Source organism: Vibrio tubiashii ATCC 19109, assembly GCF_000772105.1.
Lineage (GTDB): Bacteria > Pseudomonadota > Gammaproteobacteria > Enterobacterales > Vibrionaceae > Vibrio > Vibrio tubiashii.
Genome location: NZ_CP009355.1, coordinates 675,512 through 693,545, shown reverse-complemented (window position 1 = coordinate 693,545; position 18,034 = coordinate 675,512). Strand labels below are relative to the sequence as shown.

The 18,034-nt window shown below is 45.2% G+C and carries 18 protein-coding genes; 14 read left to right on the top strand and 4 right to left on the bottom strand.

All coding sequences use genetic code 11. The annotated features are described in order from the left end of the window. Positions 1–32: 32 nt before the first annotated feature. Positions 33–1,028, bottom strand: coding sequence for a porin (locus IX91_RS18290; RefSeq protein ID WP_004746949.1), 996 nt, complete (start codon positions 1,026–1,028; stop codon positions 33–35). Positions 1,029–1,228: 200 nt separating this feature from the next. Further along, the gene (locus tag IX91_RS18285) at positions 1,229–1,669 is read right to left on the bottom strand and encodes an Lrp/AsnC family transcriptional regulator (RefSeq protein WP_004746945.1); all 441 of its coding nucleotides are present in this window, start codon (positions 1,667–1,669) and stop codon (positions 1,229–1,231) included. A 145-nt stretch (positions 1,670–1,814) separates the two neighbouring features. On the opposite strand from IX91_RS18285, the gene IX91_RS18280 reads away from it, so the two are divergent. Then, the gene (locus tag IX91_RS18280; protein ID WP_004746944.1) at positions 1,815–2,399 is read left to right on the top strand and encodes a LysE family translocator; all 585 of its coding nucleotides are present in this window, start codon (positions 1,815–1,817) and stop codon (positions 2,397–2,399) included. A 93-nt stretch (positions 2,400–2,492) separates the two neighbouring features. Then, positions 2,493–3,266, top strand: coding sequence for a siderophore-interacting protein (locus tag IX91_RS18275; protein ID WP_004746942.1), 774 nt, complete (start codon positions 2,493–2,495; stop codon positions 3,264–3,266). A gap of 48 nt (positions 3,267–3,314) precedes the next feature. Here IX91_RS18275 and IX91_RS18270 read toward each other — a convergent pair whose 3' ends face one another. After that, positions 3,315–4,184 carry a LysR substrate-binding domain-containing protein gene (locus tag IX91_RS18270; protein ID WP_004746941.1) on the bottom strand — a complete coding sequence of 290 codons (870 nt, stop codon included), beginning with the start codon at positions 4,182–4,184 and terminating at the stop codon, positions 3,315–3,317. Between the two features lie 152 nt (positions 4,185–4,336). Between IX91_RS18270 and IX91_RS18265 the strand changes: the two genes are divergently transcribed. The 12 genes from IX91_RS18265 (at position 4,337) to katG (ending at position 16,813) form a co-directional block, all read left to right on the top strand. Next, on the top strand, positions 4,337–4,738 hold the full coding sequence (locus tag IX91_RS18265) for a hypothetical protein (protein WP_004746938.1): 402 nt from the start codon (positions 4,337–4,339) through the stop codon (positions 4,736–4,738). An 88-nt stretch (positions 4,739–4,826) separates the two neighbouring features. Continuing rightward, positions 4,827–6,506, top strand: coding sequence for an RluA family pseudouridine synthase (locus IX91_RS18260; protein WP_004746936.1), 1,680 nt, complete (start codon positions 4,827–4,829; stop codon positions 6,504–6,506). Between the two features lie 92 nt (positions 6,507–6,598). Continuing rightward, positions 6,599–7,351 carry a substrate-binding periplasmic protein gene (locus IX91_RS18255; protein ID WP_004746935.1) on the top strand — a complete coding sequence of 251 codons (753 nt, stop codon included), beginning with the start codon at positions 6,599–6,601 and terminating at the stop codon, positions 7,349–7,351. A 163-nt stretch (positions 7,352–7,514) separates the two neighbouring features. Beyond that, positions 7,515–7,991 carry an OsmC family protein gene (locus IX91_RS18250; RefSeq protein WP_004746934.1) on the top strand — a complete coding sequence of 159 codons (477 nt, stop codon included), beginning with the start codon at positions 7,515–7,517 and terminating at the stop codon, positions 7,989–7,991. Beyond that, positions 7,991–8,428 (top strand): hypothetical protein, encoded by a 438-nt coding sequence (locus IX91_RS18245; protein WP_004746932.1) that lies wholly within the window; start codon positions 7,991–7,993, stop codon positions 8,426–8,428. The genes IX91_RS18250 and IX91_RS18245 overlap by 1 nt, the downstream gene beginning before the upstream one ends. Before the next feature lie 81 nt (positions 8,429–8,509). Beyond that, positions 8,510–9,706, top strand: coding sequence for a DEAD/DEAH box helicase (locus tag IX91_RS18240; protein ID WP_004746929.1), 1,197 nt, complete (start codon positions 8,510–8,512; stop codon positions 9,704–9,706). Further along, a complete protein-coding gene (gene yqfB / locus IX91_RS18235; protein WP_004746927.1) occupies positions 9,707–10,021 on the top strand; it encodes a N(4)-acetylcytidine aminohydrolase in 315 nt (104 codons plus the stop codon). A gap of 160 nt (positions 10,022–10,181) precedes the next feature. Beyond that, positions 10,182–11,885, top strand: coding sequence for a sensor domain-containing diguanylate cyclase (locus IX91_RS18230; protein ID WP_004746926.1), 1,704 nt, complete (start codon positions 10,182–10,184; stop codon positions 11,883–11,885). 152 nt (positions 11,886–12,037) lie between these two features. Next, entirely contained in the window at positions 12,038–12,622 is a 585-nt protein-coding gene (locus IX91_RS18225) for a TetR/AcrR family transcriptional regulator (RefSeq protein WP_004746924.1), read from the top strand. Between the two features lie 87 nt (positions 12,623–12,709). Next, entirely contained in the window at positions 12,710–13,741 is a 1,032-nt protein-coding gene (locus IX91_RS18220; RefSeq protein ID WP_004746922.1) for an NADP-dependent oxidoreductase, read from the top strand. A gap of 9 nt (positions 13,742–13,750) precedes the next feature. After that, positions 13,751–14,368 (top strand): glutathione S-transferase family protein, encoded by a 618-nt coding sequence (locus IX91_RS18215; RefSeq protein WP_004746919.1) that lies wholly within the window; start codon positions 13,751–13,753, stop codon positions 14,366–14,368. A 267-nt stretch (positions 14,369–14,635) separates the two neighbouring features. Beyond that, on the top strand, positions 14,636–16,813 hold the full coding sequence (katG, locus tag IX91_RS18210) for a catalase/peroxidase HPI (protein WP_004746918.1): 2,178 nt from the start codon (positions 14,636–14,638) through the stop codon (positions 16,811–16,813). Between the two features lie 241 nt (positions 16,814–17,054). Here katG and IX91_RS18205 read toward each other — a convergent pair whose 3' ends face one another. Continuing rightward, positions 17,055–17,933 (bottom strand): NAD(P)-dependent oxidoreductase, encoded by an 879-nt coding sequence (locus IX91_RS18205; RefSeq protein ID WP_004749428.1) that lies wholly within the window; start codon positions 17,931–17,933, stop codon positions 17,055–17,057. Positions 17,934–18,034 lie beyond the last annotated feature (101 nt).

The window sequence follows — 18,034 nt, the reverse complement described above, 5'->3', positions numbered from 1 at the left end:
CCAATGGGACAGAATTTCAGGCAACTCTGTATTTAGAAATCGTAACGTACACCTAAACGAAGTGTATCTTCACCCGTGTCTTTAAAGCCGTCTGCGTCAGCATCTGTCGACTTAATACCGTTAGAGAAGTAAGAAACATAAGTACGGAAGTTACCGTTGAACTTGTAGTAACCCACCACTTCTACACCATCCGTCGCATCCGCTTTAGTGCCATTCGCCGCTTCATTTTCTTGATTGGTGTAAACAACTGCTGCTGATAGCTGTTTGGTAAATTTGTATTTCGCTGCAACCTCAAGCGCTTTGAACTCTTTGTCGCTTGTGCCTGTTGCTTTGTCATCTAGGTCACCTACTGAGTAAGTCGCGCCTAGGTAAAGTGCGTCTAGTGTATAACCTAGACCACCAAGAATTTGATTTTGGCTACCGTTTCCTTTGCCTAAATCAGCACCTGAGAACGATAGACCAACATCTAAGCCAAACGGCGCTGAATAAAGACCTGAGATGCTGTAACCATCAGTGTCTTCATCGCTGTTTGCTTGATAAGTGGCTTGAAGTTGAAACGCATCGAATGCACCGCGGTAAGCAAACACGCTGTCTTCTTTGTCGCTTGCAGAGTTAATTACCTGCTGAACACCAGAGAATTCCGAGATATCTGTCAGATCCGATACGATAACGGCAGCCATGTCTTGACGACCAAACGACAGTGCATGACCATCAAAGTTTAGACCTGCATACATGTAACGGTTTTCAAACTCATCTTTACCTGTATCTTGCTCAGCTTCATAGACACCAAACGCTGACATACCCTCAGTAATCTCAGATTTGCCTTTCAGGTTCAGACGTGCACGAGTGCTATCGTCCATCGTGCCTTTAATCTCTGCACCTTTGCTTGTGCCAATGAAGTCACCACGAAACTCTACGCGACCACCGACTTTCAGCTCAGTACCATCAGCTTTGTACACTGTCGCTGCAAGTGAAGAACCCGATACAAGTGCTGCAAATACTGCAGACGCTGCCACTGCTTTTTTCATCTTATTTACCCTTTACATTTAGAATGAGCTTCTGTGCTCGAACTGTTGATGCGAGATAAATTAGATGGACAGAATGACGTTTCGATTGCTAATCCATTACGATTAAATGTCGATTATATTTATGATTCATTACAGTAAAATAAACAAAATCAATCAGTTAATTTTAATACAGACGCAATGTAATTGTGTTGGTAACAAGCTTAGCGCTCGTCTTTGGGTGAATCCATGACCACCATAGTAGTGATAGACTGTACTTGAGCGCACTCACCTAATACGTCGGCATGAAACTTCTTGTAGCTTGGCAAGTCTTTGGTCTCAACTCGAAGTAAATACTCGTTAGCGCCTGTGATGTTGTGGCACTCAACGACTTCATCAACGAATCTGACGTGTTCTTCGAACTCTAGCTGGGCTTGTTTTCTATGACTGGCAAGGCCGATAGAGACATAAGCGACAAAGCCGACACCAAGTTGGCTATTATCAAGCATGACTCGATAACCTTTAATCACCTCGCGTTTTTCAAGATCTTGGACGCGCCTAAGCGTGGCAGAAGCTGATAAACCAATACGCTCTGCTAACTCGACATTGGAGATTCTTCCGTCTCTTTTGAGTTCTTGCAATATTCTTTCGTCGAACTTATCCATTTCTCACCTTTATTGCGCAATTAGTCCTAGTCATTCGAATAAAAACACATAATTGCGCACTATTCCACCTAATATAGTGATTGACCGGTCAAGACAAGCGTTACTACGCAATATTATTGCTTTCACGATAGAAATAGGACATCTCATGGAATTCGAACAACTCACTGCTCTTGTGATATTTGCCTTTGTCTCGACCTTTACTCCGGGGCCAAATAACTTAATGCTGATGACTTCAGGCGCCAATGTTGGCTATATGCGTACGTTACCTCACATGTGCGGAATTGCATTTGGTTTTGCATTTATGGTCTTGCTTGTCGGGCTTGGCTTGTCAGCGGTGTTTGAAGCGTATCCAATCGCCCACCTTGTATTGAAGTATGTCAGCTTGGCTTATCTTGCCTATTTAGCAGTAAAAATCGCGTTAAGTGGACGCGCAAAAGACGTCGATAATTTTCGCCCTATGACATTCCTAGGGGCAGCCAGTTTTCAGTGGGTAAACCCAAAAGGTTGGTCTATGGCGCTAAGTTCCGTCACTCTATATAGCAATGGCGGCGGATGGATCGAACTACTGATCATTTCAGCGACCTTTTTATTGGTCAACTTCCCATCTGGTTCATTTTGGATTTTGGCAGGTCGAGAGCTTCAACGTTGGCTAACTAGCGCTTTACGTATCCGAAGCTTTAATATCCTGATGGCCGTCTTATTAGTTGGCTCCACACTGCCGATGATATAGATGTCAGGAATGTAAATTTGGTTAAAGATACTATCTAACTCTGTTGTGTGCTGTTAACCTAGATGAGAACAAGAACAATTCTCGGGTTAGCACATGAAAAAGCCATCACCAAAGCACGTTACCATATCTTCAACCGAATCTGTCACGCCAAACATGCAGCGCATTACCTTTCAAAGTGATGCGCTAAAAGAGTTTCCAAACAACTGTGAGGGTGGCTACATCAAGCTATTGTTTACGCCTTCTGGTGACACTGACCCACAGCAGTTATCAGGCGATGAGCGCCCAGTGATGCGTACTTACACCATTCGTAAGTTTGACGAGCAAGAGGGAACCATTGAGGTCGACTTTGTTAAACACATCACTCATGACCTTAAATGCGGTTTTGCTGCGCGCTGGGCAATGAAGGCTCAGGTTGGTGATTCCATTCATATTGCCGGCCCTGGCACCATACAAGATATGAGCACAGACGCGGATTGGTTCTTCATGACCGCAGACATGACAGCCCTACCTGCCCTATCGGCTAAGATTCGACGTCTCCCAGCTGATGCAAAAGGCTACGCTGTGATTAAAGTTATCTCTGAGCAAGATATTCAACCCATCGAAGCCCCAGAAAATTTTGAAGTACAATGGATCTTTGAGAATGATGACTTGGCACAAGCAGTTCGCGATCTGCCTTGGTTGGCTGGTAAAGCGTCCGTGTGGTGTGCTAGTGAGTTCGATTCGATGCGCTCGCTGCGTCAGTACTTCCGCAACGAGAAAGAAGTCGAGCGCGAAAACATCTACATTAGCAGCTACTGGAAACAAGGTGTTTCAGAAGACGGTCACAAGGTGATTAAGCGCCAAGACGCTGAAGAGCAAGAAGCTTAATTCAAGGCTTTACTGTGTGATAAGACCAAGAGGTGCCTTTTCTTGGTCTTAATCAAAGTTCTCCGCCAAGAAGTCGATCAGTAAGCGTACTTTTGGTGAGAGATTTCGGTTTTGCGGGTAAAGTGCCCAAATCCCCTCTCGCTCATCACGATACTCTGAAAGCACCTCGACTAATTCTCCGGCCTCTAGCGCTTCTTTCACATAGTGATCCGGGAGATGTACTAATCCAAGCCCTCGCTTTGCTGCATCAAGCAGTGCGTAACCTGAGTTACAATGTATTCTTCCTGAAACCCGTATCGATTTTTCACTTTTAGAATCACGAAAACGCCAGTAATCAACTGACCCGACAAGACACTGGTGATGGTTGAGTTCGGATAAAGTATGAGGCTCGCCGTACCTTTCTAGATAGCTTGGACTCGCACACACATACAACTGCCGACTCGATAATCGCTTGGCAATTAAGCTTGAATCCTGCAATTTTCCCAAACGAATCGCAACATCAACGCCTACCTCGATCAAATCAAGCTTTTGGTTAGTCAGCATGAGCTCTAAGTCGACTTGTGGATAGCGTTCTAAGAATTGGTGTAACAATGGCGCGAGGTTTTGTTCACCGAAAGTGACGGGAGCGGTCACCTTTAGCAAACCTTTAGGTGTCGACTGCATTTGAGTGACTGCCAGTTCAGCCAGTTCTAGACCTTCGACGAGATGCTTACACTGCTGATAATAAAGTTGCCCAGCTTCCGTTACCGAGACTCTACGTGTGGTGCGATTGAACAGCTTAACGGCCAGTCTTTCTTCTAACAGAGCGACTTTACGGCTTATTTGCGCGACCGATGTATCGAGCTTCTTTGCTGCAGAAGTGAAAGATTGAGTTTCTGCAACTGCGACAAACTCGCTCACTCCTTCCCAATTTGCCATAGTGATTTCTGTAATATTGTCTTGTTAAACTACAGTCATTATTGCAAACCTGTAACAGTAATACCACTTAGTAAATCGTCAAGCCTAGCGCGAATTGCAGTATAGAACTGTGCTAATATGTGCCTCTGTTCCAAACATCTCAATAACACAGCATGTCGAAACTCAAAATCTCTCTAGGCGCTGCCTTGGTCACTGTTGCCCTTGTTCTCGCTTGGGTTTTTATCCCTACCCATGTCAGACTCAGTAGCGAAATTCTTAATCAACCCGTTGGTGAAGGGTTCAAGCTCATCGGTCACAAGGCAATCTCGACCAAGCCCGAAGATGGCAAACTGAATCACTTCTTTCTAATCGATGAAAACAGTTCGGTAAAAGATGCGACCCCATTTCTGATTACTTCAGACCCTTTCATCAAAGTAAACCAAACGGATGAGAACAAGCTTTCAATTACGATTAATGGTCGTGTGAAGCAATTAGACAATGACCTTTGGGTTGAAAGAGCGGATGGCACGGTTCAGCACTGGTTTATTTCGGCGCAGATTAATTACGTTCGCTAGAGTCTGTGGCCTAGTTTTCTAAACTAGAAATATGCTCACAAACAGGTAGAATCACGCCCAATTGATTTTACCTGTAGTGAATACTTTAATGCACCACCCAAACCAGCTTTTCACTCGTTTCGATAGTGATATCCAATCGTATCCACTACCCGAGAAGTTTACCTTTCCTTTTTACTACCAGCCTCACCCACTGTGTGTCCTAGCCGCGCAGCAGCTGCAACGCCACCTTACTGTGCAACGAGCTTGGCATCATGATTTTGGTATTGATGGTAACCCAGATGGCACAGGTAAGATGTTCGGCGTGCTTCTTGTTCAGTCTCCCGAAGGCGAAATAGGCTATTTCTCTGCGTTTTCTGGCAAAATCGCCGATCAAAACTTATTACCTGGCTTTGTTCCACCCGTGTTTGATATGTTAGCGGAAGAGAGCTTCTTTCGTACCGATCTCGCTGAGATCACTCAGCTCAATCAAGCGGTTAAAGCAGAACAATCCAACCCAGAACTGCTACAGCTTAAGCAAGCATTAAGTCAGTTGGAACAAGGTTATGCAGAGGCAGAACAAGAGCAACGTAACTCGATTATTGAAGGGCGCGCTAAGCGAAAAGAACTAAGAAAACAAGTCGAAGCCAACCTCGACGCTAGCCAACTTGATGCCCTACTCGTTGAATTGAGTAAACAAAGCGTGGCTGAGAAAAACGTCCTTAAGTACTTAAAGTTAGAGTGGGAAGAGAAAATCGCTGACGTCAGCTCAAAACTAAATGAACTGACAACGTCACTGAATGCTTTAAAGGAGAAACGTAAATCGCTCTCTAATGCTTTGCAAAACAAACTTTTTGAGCAATACCGTTTCTTAAATATTCGCGCTGAAGAACGCTCCCTAAAATCAATCTTTGCACCCACTACCTCTCCGATTCCACCAGCAGGAGCAGGTGAATGTGCAGCGCCTAAGCTACTCCACTACGCCTTTAAGCATGGCTTTAAGCCGCTAGCACTGGCTGAGTTTTGGTGGGGCGTTTCACCCAAATCTGAAATTCGTCAGCACACTAAGTTCTATCCTTCGTGTAACAGTAAATGCCAACCAATCCTTGGACATATGCTTGAAGGGATGTTGGTTGACGATAATCCTCTCGAAGAAAATTGGGCAGAAGATAAAGAGCTAGAGATCTTATTTGAAGATGACGCGATGGTTGTCGTCAATAAGCCTTCTGGGTTGCTATCTGTACCGGGAAAGACCATCACAGATTCGGCCTACACCCGACTTCAAGAACGTTACCCTGATGTCGAAGGACCTTTCGTCATCCACAGACTTGATATGGCAACGTCTGGTTTATTGGTGTTTGCCTTAACCAAGCGCGCCAATAAGAGTCTGCAAAAGCAATTTATTTCTCGCAGCGTGCAAAAGCGTTACGTGGCACTACTTGAAGGCACTGTCTCTGAGTCTAGTGGTGAAATTAATCTGCCAATGCGTGGTGACCCAGTCGATCGCCCACGCCAATTGGTCTGCTTTGATCATGGCAAGCCCGCGCAAACCTACTGGGAGGAGATTTCTACAGTTAATGGTAGAAGCAAACTCTACATGTACCCTAAAACCGGTCGTACTCATCAACTTCGCGTGCATTGTGCTCACCACTTAGGGCTTAACCTGCCTATGGTTGGCGATACTTTATATGGCGAAAAAGCAGACCGATTGCATTTGCATGCCGAGCGACTTGAGCTGGAACACCCTTACTCGAAACAACCTATGACCTTCGAAGCACCAGAGAGCTTCTAAACTTTCGTTGATTCATATCATCAACCTTTCGTTGGTGATATGAATATCAGCAACTATTCTTTAGATACTGACATTCTCTAGAGGATTGCACCATGCTCAAACAAAGCTTCAAGCTCATCGCTTTAATCTTTGCCCTTTCTGTCTCTCACATCTCTTATGCTAATACGGTTAAGCTTGCTAATGGCGAGTGGGCACCTTATCAATCGAAATCTCTCAAAGAAGGGGGATTTATCACTCAAATTGTCCGGGAAGCTTTCGAAGCTGAAGGTTACACCGTAGAGTTTGACTACATGCCTTGGAAACGAGGTTTTGAAGAAGCAAAAGCGGGTAACTATGACGGCTCTCTTATCTGGAGTAAAAACCCAGACCGTGAACAACACTTCCTCTATTCCAATCCTGTTATTACTTTGAGTACCGCCCTATTTCAGCAAACAAGCAAACCTGTCACTTGGAGTAACCGAGAAGATCTGTCGTCTCTAAAAATCGGCGGAGTGACTGGCTATGCCTATGGTATTGAAGATTTAGAAAAAGCTGGAACGGTCAAAATACAGCGTATCGCAAGCGCCGAAAACAACTACAAAAAGCTCAAGGCAGGCCGTTTAGATGTGGTTTTGGAAGATATGGATGTCGGTATGGAAACAGTGACTAAGCTTGGTCTTACTGGAGCGATTGAGCCCAATGCTAAGATGCTTACAGAGCGCGACTACTTCGTGATCATTTCAAAAAACTCACCACGTAACCAAGAACTGTTAGACGCCTTTAATCGCGGATTAGCTAAATTAGAAGCCGAAGGTAAACTTGAGCAATACAGACAAGCTTCAATTGAAGGCAAATACAAACAGTAATGAACACCTACGCCAATAAAAAGAGAAGCTCTAGTATCATCTAGAGCTTTCAAACATTCCTGTGAGGCACGCTTAAATTTTAAGTCACAACGCTTCTACCTAATCATTCAATCATGTTAGACAAATCAATTGGCGGAATGAGCGACCAAAAGGAATGATAGCGATGTCCAAGTTTAGCGCAGCGGTAAAGTGGCAACGAGGCCCAAGTGATGCCTTCAACGACAACCAATATAGTCGCGCCCATACATGGTATTTTGATGGTGGAATCACAGTTCCTGCTTCATCATCACCCCATGTTATTCCGCTCCCTCTGTCAGTAGAAGAAAACGTCGACCCGGAAGAAGCCTTTATTGCCTCCATTTCAAGTTGTCATATGCTGACCTTTCTTGGCATTGCTGCGAAACGCCGCTACATCATAGACAGCTATACCGATGAAGCCGTGGGCTTCCTTGAAGAAGACTCATCAGGTAGAAGTTCCGTCACACGAGTCATACTACGCCCAAAGATCGAATTTAAAGGTGAAAAGCAACCCTCCTTGGAACAACTTGAAAAGCTACACCATTTGGCACACCAGCACTGCTTTATCGCAAACTCTGTCAAAACAGATATTACTACCGAAATTATTCAAATGGGCTACTAATGAAGAAACTATTTCTTATCGCAACCTTTGTTGGCTTCGGTATCTTTGTTGTTGTCGGTCAGCAGTCACAGCTTTTCGGTTCAAACAATCCTGATACGTTCCCTAAATTACCTTCGCATCCAAATTTTGCTGTTTCACACGAGTTCGATGGGCAATGGATAGGTCGAAGAGTCGACGTAAGTGGCAACAATATGTGTTCAAAGACCACCATCACTGGAACCGTTGCTGAAGGGTTTGCTCAGTTCATTTTGACTTACAATGGCACACCTTTAAAAGGTTGGATCGACTCAACTGGAGGTGGACTTGTACTCTACGCTACCAATAATCAGTGGGATTACCGTTTTACAGGCAAGGCGAGCGGTAACCGAATCTCCGGCGAGTGGCATTTGAAAAACGGCATCTGCAAAGGCAGTTGGTATCTGGAAAAACAAAGTTAATTGTCATCCCCCTCTTCATGCTACACTCTGCTGCAACTATGGGGCTCTCCCCCTGATTTAATCTAGATTCAGAGTGTAAGCATGTCTTTCTCGAAACTCGGCTTAAGCCAACCTATCACTGATGCTATTTCTCAACTTGGCTATCAAAAACCCACCAATATCCAAATTAAAGCGATTCCTGTCATTCTCCGCGGAGAAGATCTCATCGCCGCTGCTCAAACTGGTACAGGTAAAACCGCAAGCTTTGTGTTACCTATTCTGGAAAAACTTAGCCAAGGTGAAACACAACGTAAAAAGCGCATTCGAGCTCTCATTCTGACCCCGACTCGTGAACTAGCGGTTCAAGTTGAACAGAAGATTCAAGATTACAGTCAGCACCTACCTCTGACCTCTCTCGCTATGTACGGTGGTGTTGATGAGCAAGCCCAGAAGCAAGCTTTAATCGAAGGTGTCGATATTCTCGTTGCAACGCCGGGGCGTCTGATTGATATGTACGGCAAGCGCGCGGTACATTTTGAAGAAGTCGAAGTCTTGGTGCTTGATGAAGCCGACCGCATGCTGGATATGGGCTTTATTGATGACATCAACAAAATCCTTGATCGCTTACCAACAGATATTCAGAACCTTCTGTTCTCTGCCACACTTTCAAACAAGGTTCGAGACCTAGCAAAAACAGCGGTACACGACCCTTACGAAATCTCAATTGCAGCAAACCAAGCCTCGAAAAAGAACATCGAGCAATGGCTGATTACCGTTGATAAAGACAAGAAATCTGCCCTACTGAGCCATCTAATCAATGAGAATGATTGGGACCAAGCGCTGATATTTATTGAAACAAAACATGGCGCTGCTAAGCTCGCCTCTCAGCTCGAAAAACGTGGCATTACGGCCGAACCATTCCACAGTGGTCGTAGCCAAGCGGTTCGCTCACAACTGTTGGAAGACTTTAAAGCAGGTAAGATTAAGTACATGATCGCAACAGGGGTTGGCGCTCGCGGTATCGATATTGAAGGTTTAACGCGTGTGATTAACTATGATTTGCCGTTCCCTGCCGATGAGTATGTACACCGCATCGGGCGTACCGGTCGCGCAGATGCTCAAGGTGAAGCGATTTCTTTCGTATCCAAAGACAACTTCAAAAACCTTTGCATGATCGAATCTCGCTTGGGCCATCTCATTGAACGCCGTGAAGTTGAAGGATTCGCCCCACGAAAACCTGTACCCATTTCAATTTTGAATTATGTACCTAAGCACAAGCGTCAGCCAAAGGAAGATTAAATGACTGCCCCAACAAAAATCACCTTCTTCGAGTTTCTGACTCCGTTAGTCGCCTCCGGTAAGAAGACCATTACGATTCGCGATGAATCAGAGTCTCACTACGTACCAGGCACCACGGTTGAAGTTTTCACCCTAGAGACCGATGAAAAAGTGTGTGAGGTGAAAATCTTGTCTGTGAAACCGCTGCACTTTGATGATATTAACGAGTTTCATGCGCAGCAAGAGTACATTGAACTGCCTAAGCTGAAAAAGTTAATTCGAGAAATCTACCCTAACACGGACACATTGTTCGAAATTAGCTACGAGCTAGTTTAAACCAAATGCCCGCAGACACTTTCTGCGTCTGCGGGCATTTGAAAACTTGATCTTTCTTCCAAATCCATCACTTCTCCTACTTTTTTTTGATATGCAGCTAAACTGATATATAGGCAAAATATTCAATTGAATCAATAACCTTATATTGTGTGTGGTATCAATGTCAGTTTCTTCTCTACATAGATTTCAATATTTACCCATCGTAGCGCTCGCTATTTCCATGATTGTGGGTGGCTACTTTTTCCATACTACGCTAGCCGACTGGACGAAACGTATCGTAAGTGGCTACATGTCTGGCTTACTTGATGACGTGGCGCATCAAATCCACGAAAAGAAACTCGATCTTTATGATATGGAACAACCTGAGATTGACGTCTTTATCGATAACTTATCCCAATCACGCTTTGGACAACGCTTTACCATCATACATAGCAGCGGTAAGGTACTTGGCGACTCGCAGCTTTCAAATCGAGAGATTAACGCACTGGATGACCATAGTAATCGTCCAGAAATTGCTGAAGCACTGAGTGGCGGAGTGGGTATATCAAAGCGGTACAGTGAATCTATCAACCAAGATTTACTCTATGTTGCCAAAACTCTAGAGCTTCCGCCCGATGAGCATGGGCATGACACGAAATATGTCATCCGCCTCGCCATGCCACTTACAGCGCTTACCGCAATGACATTGGACCTAGAGTTAATTGTCGATGCCTTAATGGCCGCTTCCTTTATCGTACTCATCGCCTCTTCTTGGTTTAGTCATCGAAGAATCTTTGCCGTGGTCAACCATGAGCGTCAACAGCAGGAAATGCGGATTGCAAAGAGTACGCGTGAGATTGAATTATTGCACCAACTCGCCAATATGCTTGCAGCATGTAATAGCATTAAAGAAGCGCAAGTTGTTGTCGCGGATATCATCCCTAGGCTACTCGGAGACATTAATGGCAGCGTGTCGATCATGCGCGAGTCACGTAACCAACTCGAAGTGAAACTGGACTGGGGTGGTGAATGGCCAGCGAGTAAAGTCTATGCACCAAATGACTGCTGGGCACTTAGAAAAGGTAAGTTTCATCTATCTCATGAAAAGCATCACAATTTAGTCTGCAGTCATATGAGTGGCTTAGATGAAGACGGAACAACTTTATGCATCCCTCTTACCGCACATGGTAATACCGTTGGCATGTTCCACCTTTATTTTGGGGTTCAATCTCAGGAAGTCAGTGAAGAAACCAAACAATTAGCTTTTACGCTCGCTGAGCACCTTGGATTAGCACTAGCTAACTTGAGCTTGCAGGAGAAGTTACGCTCACAAGCGATGCGAGATCCACTTACAGGCTTGTTCAATCGACGCTACTTTGAAGAAGTCTTTGACAGAGAATGGTCCAAAGCAGAGCAAGACCATGCTGAACTATCACTACTCATGCTCGACCTTGATCATTTTAAACGCTTTAACGATAACTTTGGTCATGATGCGGGAGATTACGTTCTAAAAGAGGTGTCTGGATTGCTCAATCGCTCAATCGAAGAGAATCAGGTCGCTTGTCGACTGGGCGGGGAAGAGCTTGCGATTATCTGTCCTGATACCGGTAAAGAAGAAGCGCTTAAACTTGCTAACCTTATCGTCGAATCAGTGAGAGAGCTGCACTTGGACATGAAAGGTCTCTCCTTAGGACAACTGGGCGTTTCTATCGGTGTGACCACATTCCCAGAGCTAAATGCATCCACCACTGATTTGGTCAAAGCAGCTGATACTGCGCTTTATCAGGCTAAGGAGCAAGGGCGTAGCCAAGCTATCCATACTCATGCCAATGTTGAGAAAGCGCCTACTGCAACCATCACAGATATTCTTCCTCTCAAACCCTAACTACTCATTTATCACTCATAGTCTGTTAGTTCAGATTATGAGTGATGCTTTATCGGTTTATTTATCACGCTAGCCCACATCAAAAAGTGCAGATTTAATTTGCCGTCAACACCCACTAGACGACTGGTCTAATTTAATTTATAGTGCACCTCATGAAAGAAAAAACGAACGATACTCGCCAGCATATACTCGATGTGGGCTATGAATTAGTGGTGACCAAGGGCTTTACGGCTGTTGGTTTGTCGCAACTATTAAAAGCCGCGGATGTACCCAAAGGCTCTTTTTATCACTACTTCAAGTCTAAGGAGCAATTTGGTGAAGCCTTAATCGAAGATTACTTTAGATCCTATCTTGCGCGACTTAACGCATTTTTTAACTCCGAAGAAGGTAATGCTAACGAACGATTAATGGGGTATTTTTCACGCTGGCTTGAAGTGGAAAACGGCGTATGTAATGCCAATCGCTGTTTAGTCGTAAAGCTCAGCGCAGAGGTTTCAGACTTGTCAGAGACTATGCGCGTCGCTTTAGCCTCAGGTGCGGGTCGGATCATTGAATCGATCGCTCAATGCATTCAAGCTGGTATTAAAGATGGCTCGATATCAGCGGTAAATCCTCATGCGACAGCGACACAGCTATATCAACAGTGGCTTGGCGCAAGTTTACTTAACAAGCTGGTTCAAGATCATACTCATCTTGAGCACAGCCTAGAAACAACCAAAGCGCTACTAAACTCTTAATTGCACAATTCCCGTAGTTGAAGTGTCCTACGGGAATTTTTTGAAACAATAACTAGACGACTGGTCTAATAATAGGAAAATCACTCAATGACTAATAACGCAAACCGACGTATTGTACTCGCCTCTCGCCCTACAGGTGCCCCTGTAGCTGAAAACTTCCGCCTAGAAGAGTCTGAGAAGCCACAACCTCAGCAAGGCGAAATGTTACTTCGTAGCGTCTATCTGTCTCTGGATCCCTATATGCGTGGTCGTATGAGCGATGCTAAATCCTACGCTGATCCTGTTGCCCTAGATGAAGTGATGGTAGGGGGAACCGTTTGCCAAGTTGAAGCTTCAAATCATCCAGATTACGAAGTTGGTGAATGGGTATTAGCCTTTACTGGTTGGCAAGACTATGGTGTCTCCGACGGTGAAGGACTGATTAAAATGGGCAAGAACCCTACTCACCCATCTTATGCGCTTGGCGTAATGGGGATGCCTGGTTTTACCGCTTACATGGGACTGCTTGATATTGGACAACCTAAAGCCGGAGATACTCTTGTTGTCGCTGCGGCAACCGGGGCTGTAGGCTCTATGGTTGGTCAAATTGGTAAGCTAAAAGGCTGCCACGTTATCGGTGTGGCCGGTGGCGAAGAAAAGTGCCGTTACGCAGTCGAAAAGTTGGGTTTTGATCTTTGTCTCGATCACAAAGCAGATGACCTCGAACAGCAATTAGCAGCAGCGTGTGAACACGGTATCGATATCTATTTTGAGAACGTGGGTGGCAAGGTGTTCGACGCTGTTATGCCGCTACTCAACACAGGTGCGCGTGTTCCTCTGTGTGGCCTTATCTCTCAGTACAACGCTACTTCTTTACCGGAAGGTCCAGACAGAATGTCGATGCTGATGGCTCAGCTTTTGATCAAACGAATCAAAATGCAGGGATTCATTATTTTTGACGACTATGGGCACCGCTACGGAGAGTTTGCAGCAGATATGGGCCAATGGCTTGCCGAAGGAAAAATTCATTACCGTGAGCACCTCGTAGAAGGCTTTGATAAGGCTCCTGAAGCATTTATCGGCCTATTAGAAGGTAAGAATTTTGGCAAACTGGTTATCAAGACCAACGACGCACTATAAGGAACTAACATGATTAAGTTACACCATTTAAATCAATCTCGTTCCAAGCGTATTATCTGGTTGCTTGAAGAGCTCGGCGTAAACTATGAAATCGTTCCTTATCGTCGTGATAGTGTGACATTTCTAGCTCCGCCAGAGCTCAAGTCCATTCACCCACTTGGTAAGTCTCCGGTTATTGAAGAAGCTGGGAGAGTGATCACTGAGTCGGGTGCTATTACAGAGTATCTGATTGATAAATATGCCTCGGATACACTGGCACCTGCAAAAGGGACCGACGACCACTTAGATTATTTACAGTGGCTTCACTTTGCTGAGAGCTCCGCAGCTCTGCCGCTGTTACTAAAAGTGTTCGTTGAAAAAGATGGCGCTGCGATGAACTTTTTGCCTGACTATGCGGCAATCGAGCTGGATAAAGTGATGAGTTATGTTGATCAACTCCTTGAAGGCAAGCGCTATCTGGTTGCTGACAAGCTCACTGGTGCCGATATTATGATGTCTTTCATCGTCGATATTCTCACCAACTTTGGTTTGCTAGAGCGCTATCCCAATATCACAAACTATGCAGATCAACTCGCGAGCCATGAAACATGGCAAAAAGCGCAGCAGCTAGAACTCAAGTTCTCATAACCTGTTCGCTTTCAAGCTGCCAAACTCAGTTTGGCAGCCTATTACCTAGCCTTTTATGTTCTATTTATCCTCTTAGCGTCCCTCAAGATAGAAATTATCTATCGATAACATAGCTACAATCAGTTTTATATCTAAGCCCCTGCCTACTATTCTCTGTCGTAGATAAACAGTCCTGTAAGACTTGTTAAACATGAACAACTCGACTGTCACCGACAAAACAAGAATCAACCAGACAGCCGAAAGTACGCGACACTAAGGAGCAAAATCATGGAACACAAAAATGGTAACAATGGTGGTCAATGCCCAGTAATGCACGGCGGCGCAACCTCTTCAAATTCATCCAATGTCGCTTGGTGGCCAAACGCGCTTAACCTCGACATCCTTCATCAACACGACCAAAAAACTAACCCACTGGGCGCTGATTTTAACTATCGAGAGCAACTTAAAAAGCTTGACGTAAACGCCCTTAAAAACGATTTGAAAGCATTGATGACGGACAGCCAAGATTGGTGGCCCGCGGACTGGGGACACTACGGCGGCTTGATGATTCGTATGGCATGGCACTCTGCAGGCACGTACCGTATTGGTGATGGTCGCGGCGGCGCGGATACAGGTAATCAGCGTTTTGCTCCTCTTAACTCTTGGCCAGATAACGGTAACCTTGATAAAGCTCGCCGCCTACTTTGGCCAATCAAACAAAAATATGGCAACAAAATCAGCTGGGCTGATCTTATGATTCTTGCGGGTAACATGGCCTATGAATCAATGGGATTAGAGACATTTGGATTTGCCTTCGGCCGTGAAGATATCTGGCATCCAGAAAAGGACATCTACTGGGGTGCAGAGCAAGAGTGGCTAGCCACCAGCGATTCAGATAACAGTCGTTATTCTGGTGAACGCGATTTAGAGAATCCACTTGCCGCTGTGATGATGGGGCTTATCTACGTCAATCCAGAAGGTGTCGACGGTAACCCAGATCCACTTAAAACAGCCCAAGACATGCGCGTGACTTTTGCACGTATGGGGATGAACGATGAAGAAACCGTTGCCCTTACCGCGGGTGGACATACTGTCGGAAAAGCACACGGTAACGGCGATGCGTCAAAACTAGGTGCGGAGCCTGAGCGTGCAGAATTAGAAGAGCAAGGCTTAGGATGGAACAACCATACCTCTCGCGGTGTCGGTCGCGATACGGTGACAAGTGGTATCGAAGGTGCTTGGACAACCAATCCTACACAATGGGACAATGGCTACTTCCACTTGCTGCTGAATTGCGATTGGTGGCTACAAAAGAGCCCCGCGGGCGCTTGGCAATGGGAGCCAACCCATATTGAAGAGCACGATAAGCCAGTCGATGTAGAAGATCCAAGTATTCGTCATAACCCAATCATGACTGACGCGGACATGGCTCTACGATTTGATCCTGACTATCGTAAAATATCCGAGCGTTTCCACAACGATCCAGAGTACTTCTCAGAAACCTTTGCCCGTGCATGGTTCAAGTTGACTCACCGCGATATGGGACCAAAATCTCGCTACTTTGGTCCAGACGTTCCAGCTGAAGAACTAATTTGGCAAGACCCTGTTCCAGTAGGGAAAGCTGACTATGACGTTGCGGCAGTAAAAGCCAAAATCGCTCAAAGTGGCTTAAGCATCAGTGAGATGGTCTCTACGGCATGGGATAGTGCACGCACCTTCCGCAATTCCGATAAACGTGGCGGTGCCAACGGCGCACGTATTCGCCTTGCACCTCAAAACCAATGGCAAGGTAACGAGCCAGAGAAGCTGGCTAAAGTGTTACCGATAGTCGAAGGCATTGCGAATGAGTTCGGTATTAGCGTTGCAGATACCATTGTTTTAGCTGGCAACGTCGGGATTGAGCAAGCGGCTAAAGCTGGTGGCATAGATATTTCGGTTCCTTTCGCTGCTGGTCGTGGTGACGCAACAGCAGAACAAACTGATATCGAATCATTTGAGGTTCTTGAACCTGTGGCTGACGGCTTCAGAAACTGGCAGAAGAAACACTACGCTGTCAGCCCAGAAGAACTGATGCTAGACCATGCTCAATTGCTCGGCCTAACCGCACCTGAAATGACAGTACTAATCGGTGGTATGCGAGTACTCGGTACAAACCATTCAGACACTCAACATGGTGTGTTCACCAACAAGGTTGGAACACTCACCAACGACTTCTTCGTTAACTTGACGGATATGCGTTATACGTGGAAGCCAACAGGTCGTAACTCGTACTCAATCGTTGAACGTGCAAGCGGCGAAGAAAAGTGGACTGCAACTCGCGTTGACTTAGTATTTGGCTCTAACTCAATCCTGCGTGCTTACGCCGAGGTATATGCACAAGACGATAACAAAGAGAAGTTTGTTCAAGATTTTGTCAATGTATGGACTAAGGTCATGAACGCAGACCGTTTCGATTTAAAACAGTAACTTGAATCGCCTCCACTCTCTTCAGCGAGTAGTGGAGGCACAAACGAACTATTGAAAGCGGTTAATCGCTTGGAAAAATCGCCCAAGTTGCACTAGTTTTAATGATGTAACCAAGATTAAGAAATGAGGCGCATATAACGCCTCATAATAATCTATAAAGTAAGTGTTACCAGTGAGGAGAGTTGGTTATGAAAGGCTTCGATTTCTTTAAGTTGTTTGATACCAAAGAACTATTCATCTATTACTGATGTTTCGCTACCGCTTTCATCAGTACCGACGTATCCATACGCCCGAAGCCATCTTGCTGCAGTTCGGCGTATTGTTCGTCCACCTTTTTAGTTAAAGGTAGCTCTAACCCAACGCGCTCTGCTTCTTTAAGACAGAAGCCCAAGTCCTTACGCATCCAATCAATCGCAAAACCAAAATCAAACTTATCTTGTGACATTGTCACGGCACGATTTTCCATCTGCCACGAGCCTGCCGCACCATGCTTTAATGTTTCAACGACTTGCTCGACATCTAAACCTGACTTCTGCGCAAGTAACAGCGCTTCACTTAAGCCTTGCAAGATACCACCGATACAAATCTGGTTAACCATTTTACAGCGCTGGCCTTGACCATTTTCACCCAGCAAGGTCATCTGTTTGGCATAAACATCCATGACTGGTGCAACTTGATCAAATATAGCCTGTTCACCACCACACATAATGGTAAGTACGCCATTCTCAGCCCCTGCTTGGCCGCCCGACACTGGCGCATCAATAAAGTGATTGCCATTGGTTTGAGCCGCTTTGGCAAGTTCCACCGCTAGTTCAGCGGAAGTCGTAGTATGGTCGACTAAGACTGCCCCTTCCTTTAGCCCTGCAAATACACCATCTTCACCGTAGATAACACTGCGCACATCATCATCGTTACCCACGCAGACGAATACGATGTCACAATCCTGAGCGGCTTGTTTTGGCGTCTCACACGCAGTGCCTTGGTAATCATTAGCCCATTGCTCTGCTTTGGCTTTAGTACGATTGAATACCTTAGTTTCATAGCCTGCTTTACTTAAAAACCCAGCCATTGGATAGCCCATCACACCTAAACCAATAAAGGCTACTTTCTGCTGACTCATCCCTATCTCCTTTTGAATTTTATAGTTAGAGAGATAGTCTACTAAACATTTCTATTCTATTTCACTAGAAATCCGAAAGATAAGTCTCTAATTGCAAAAAG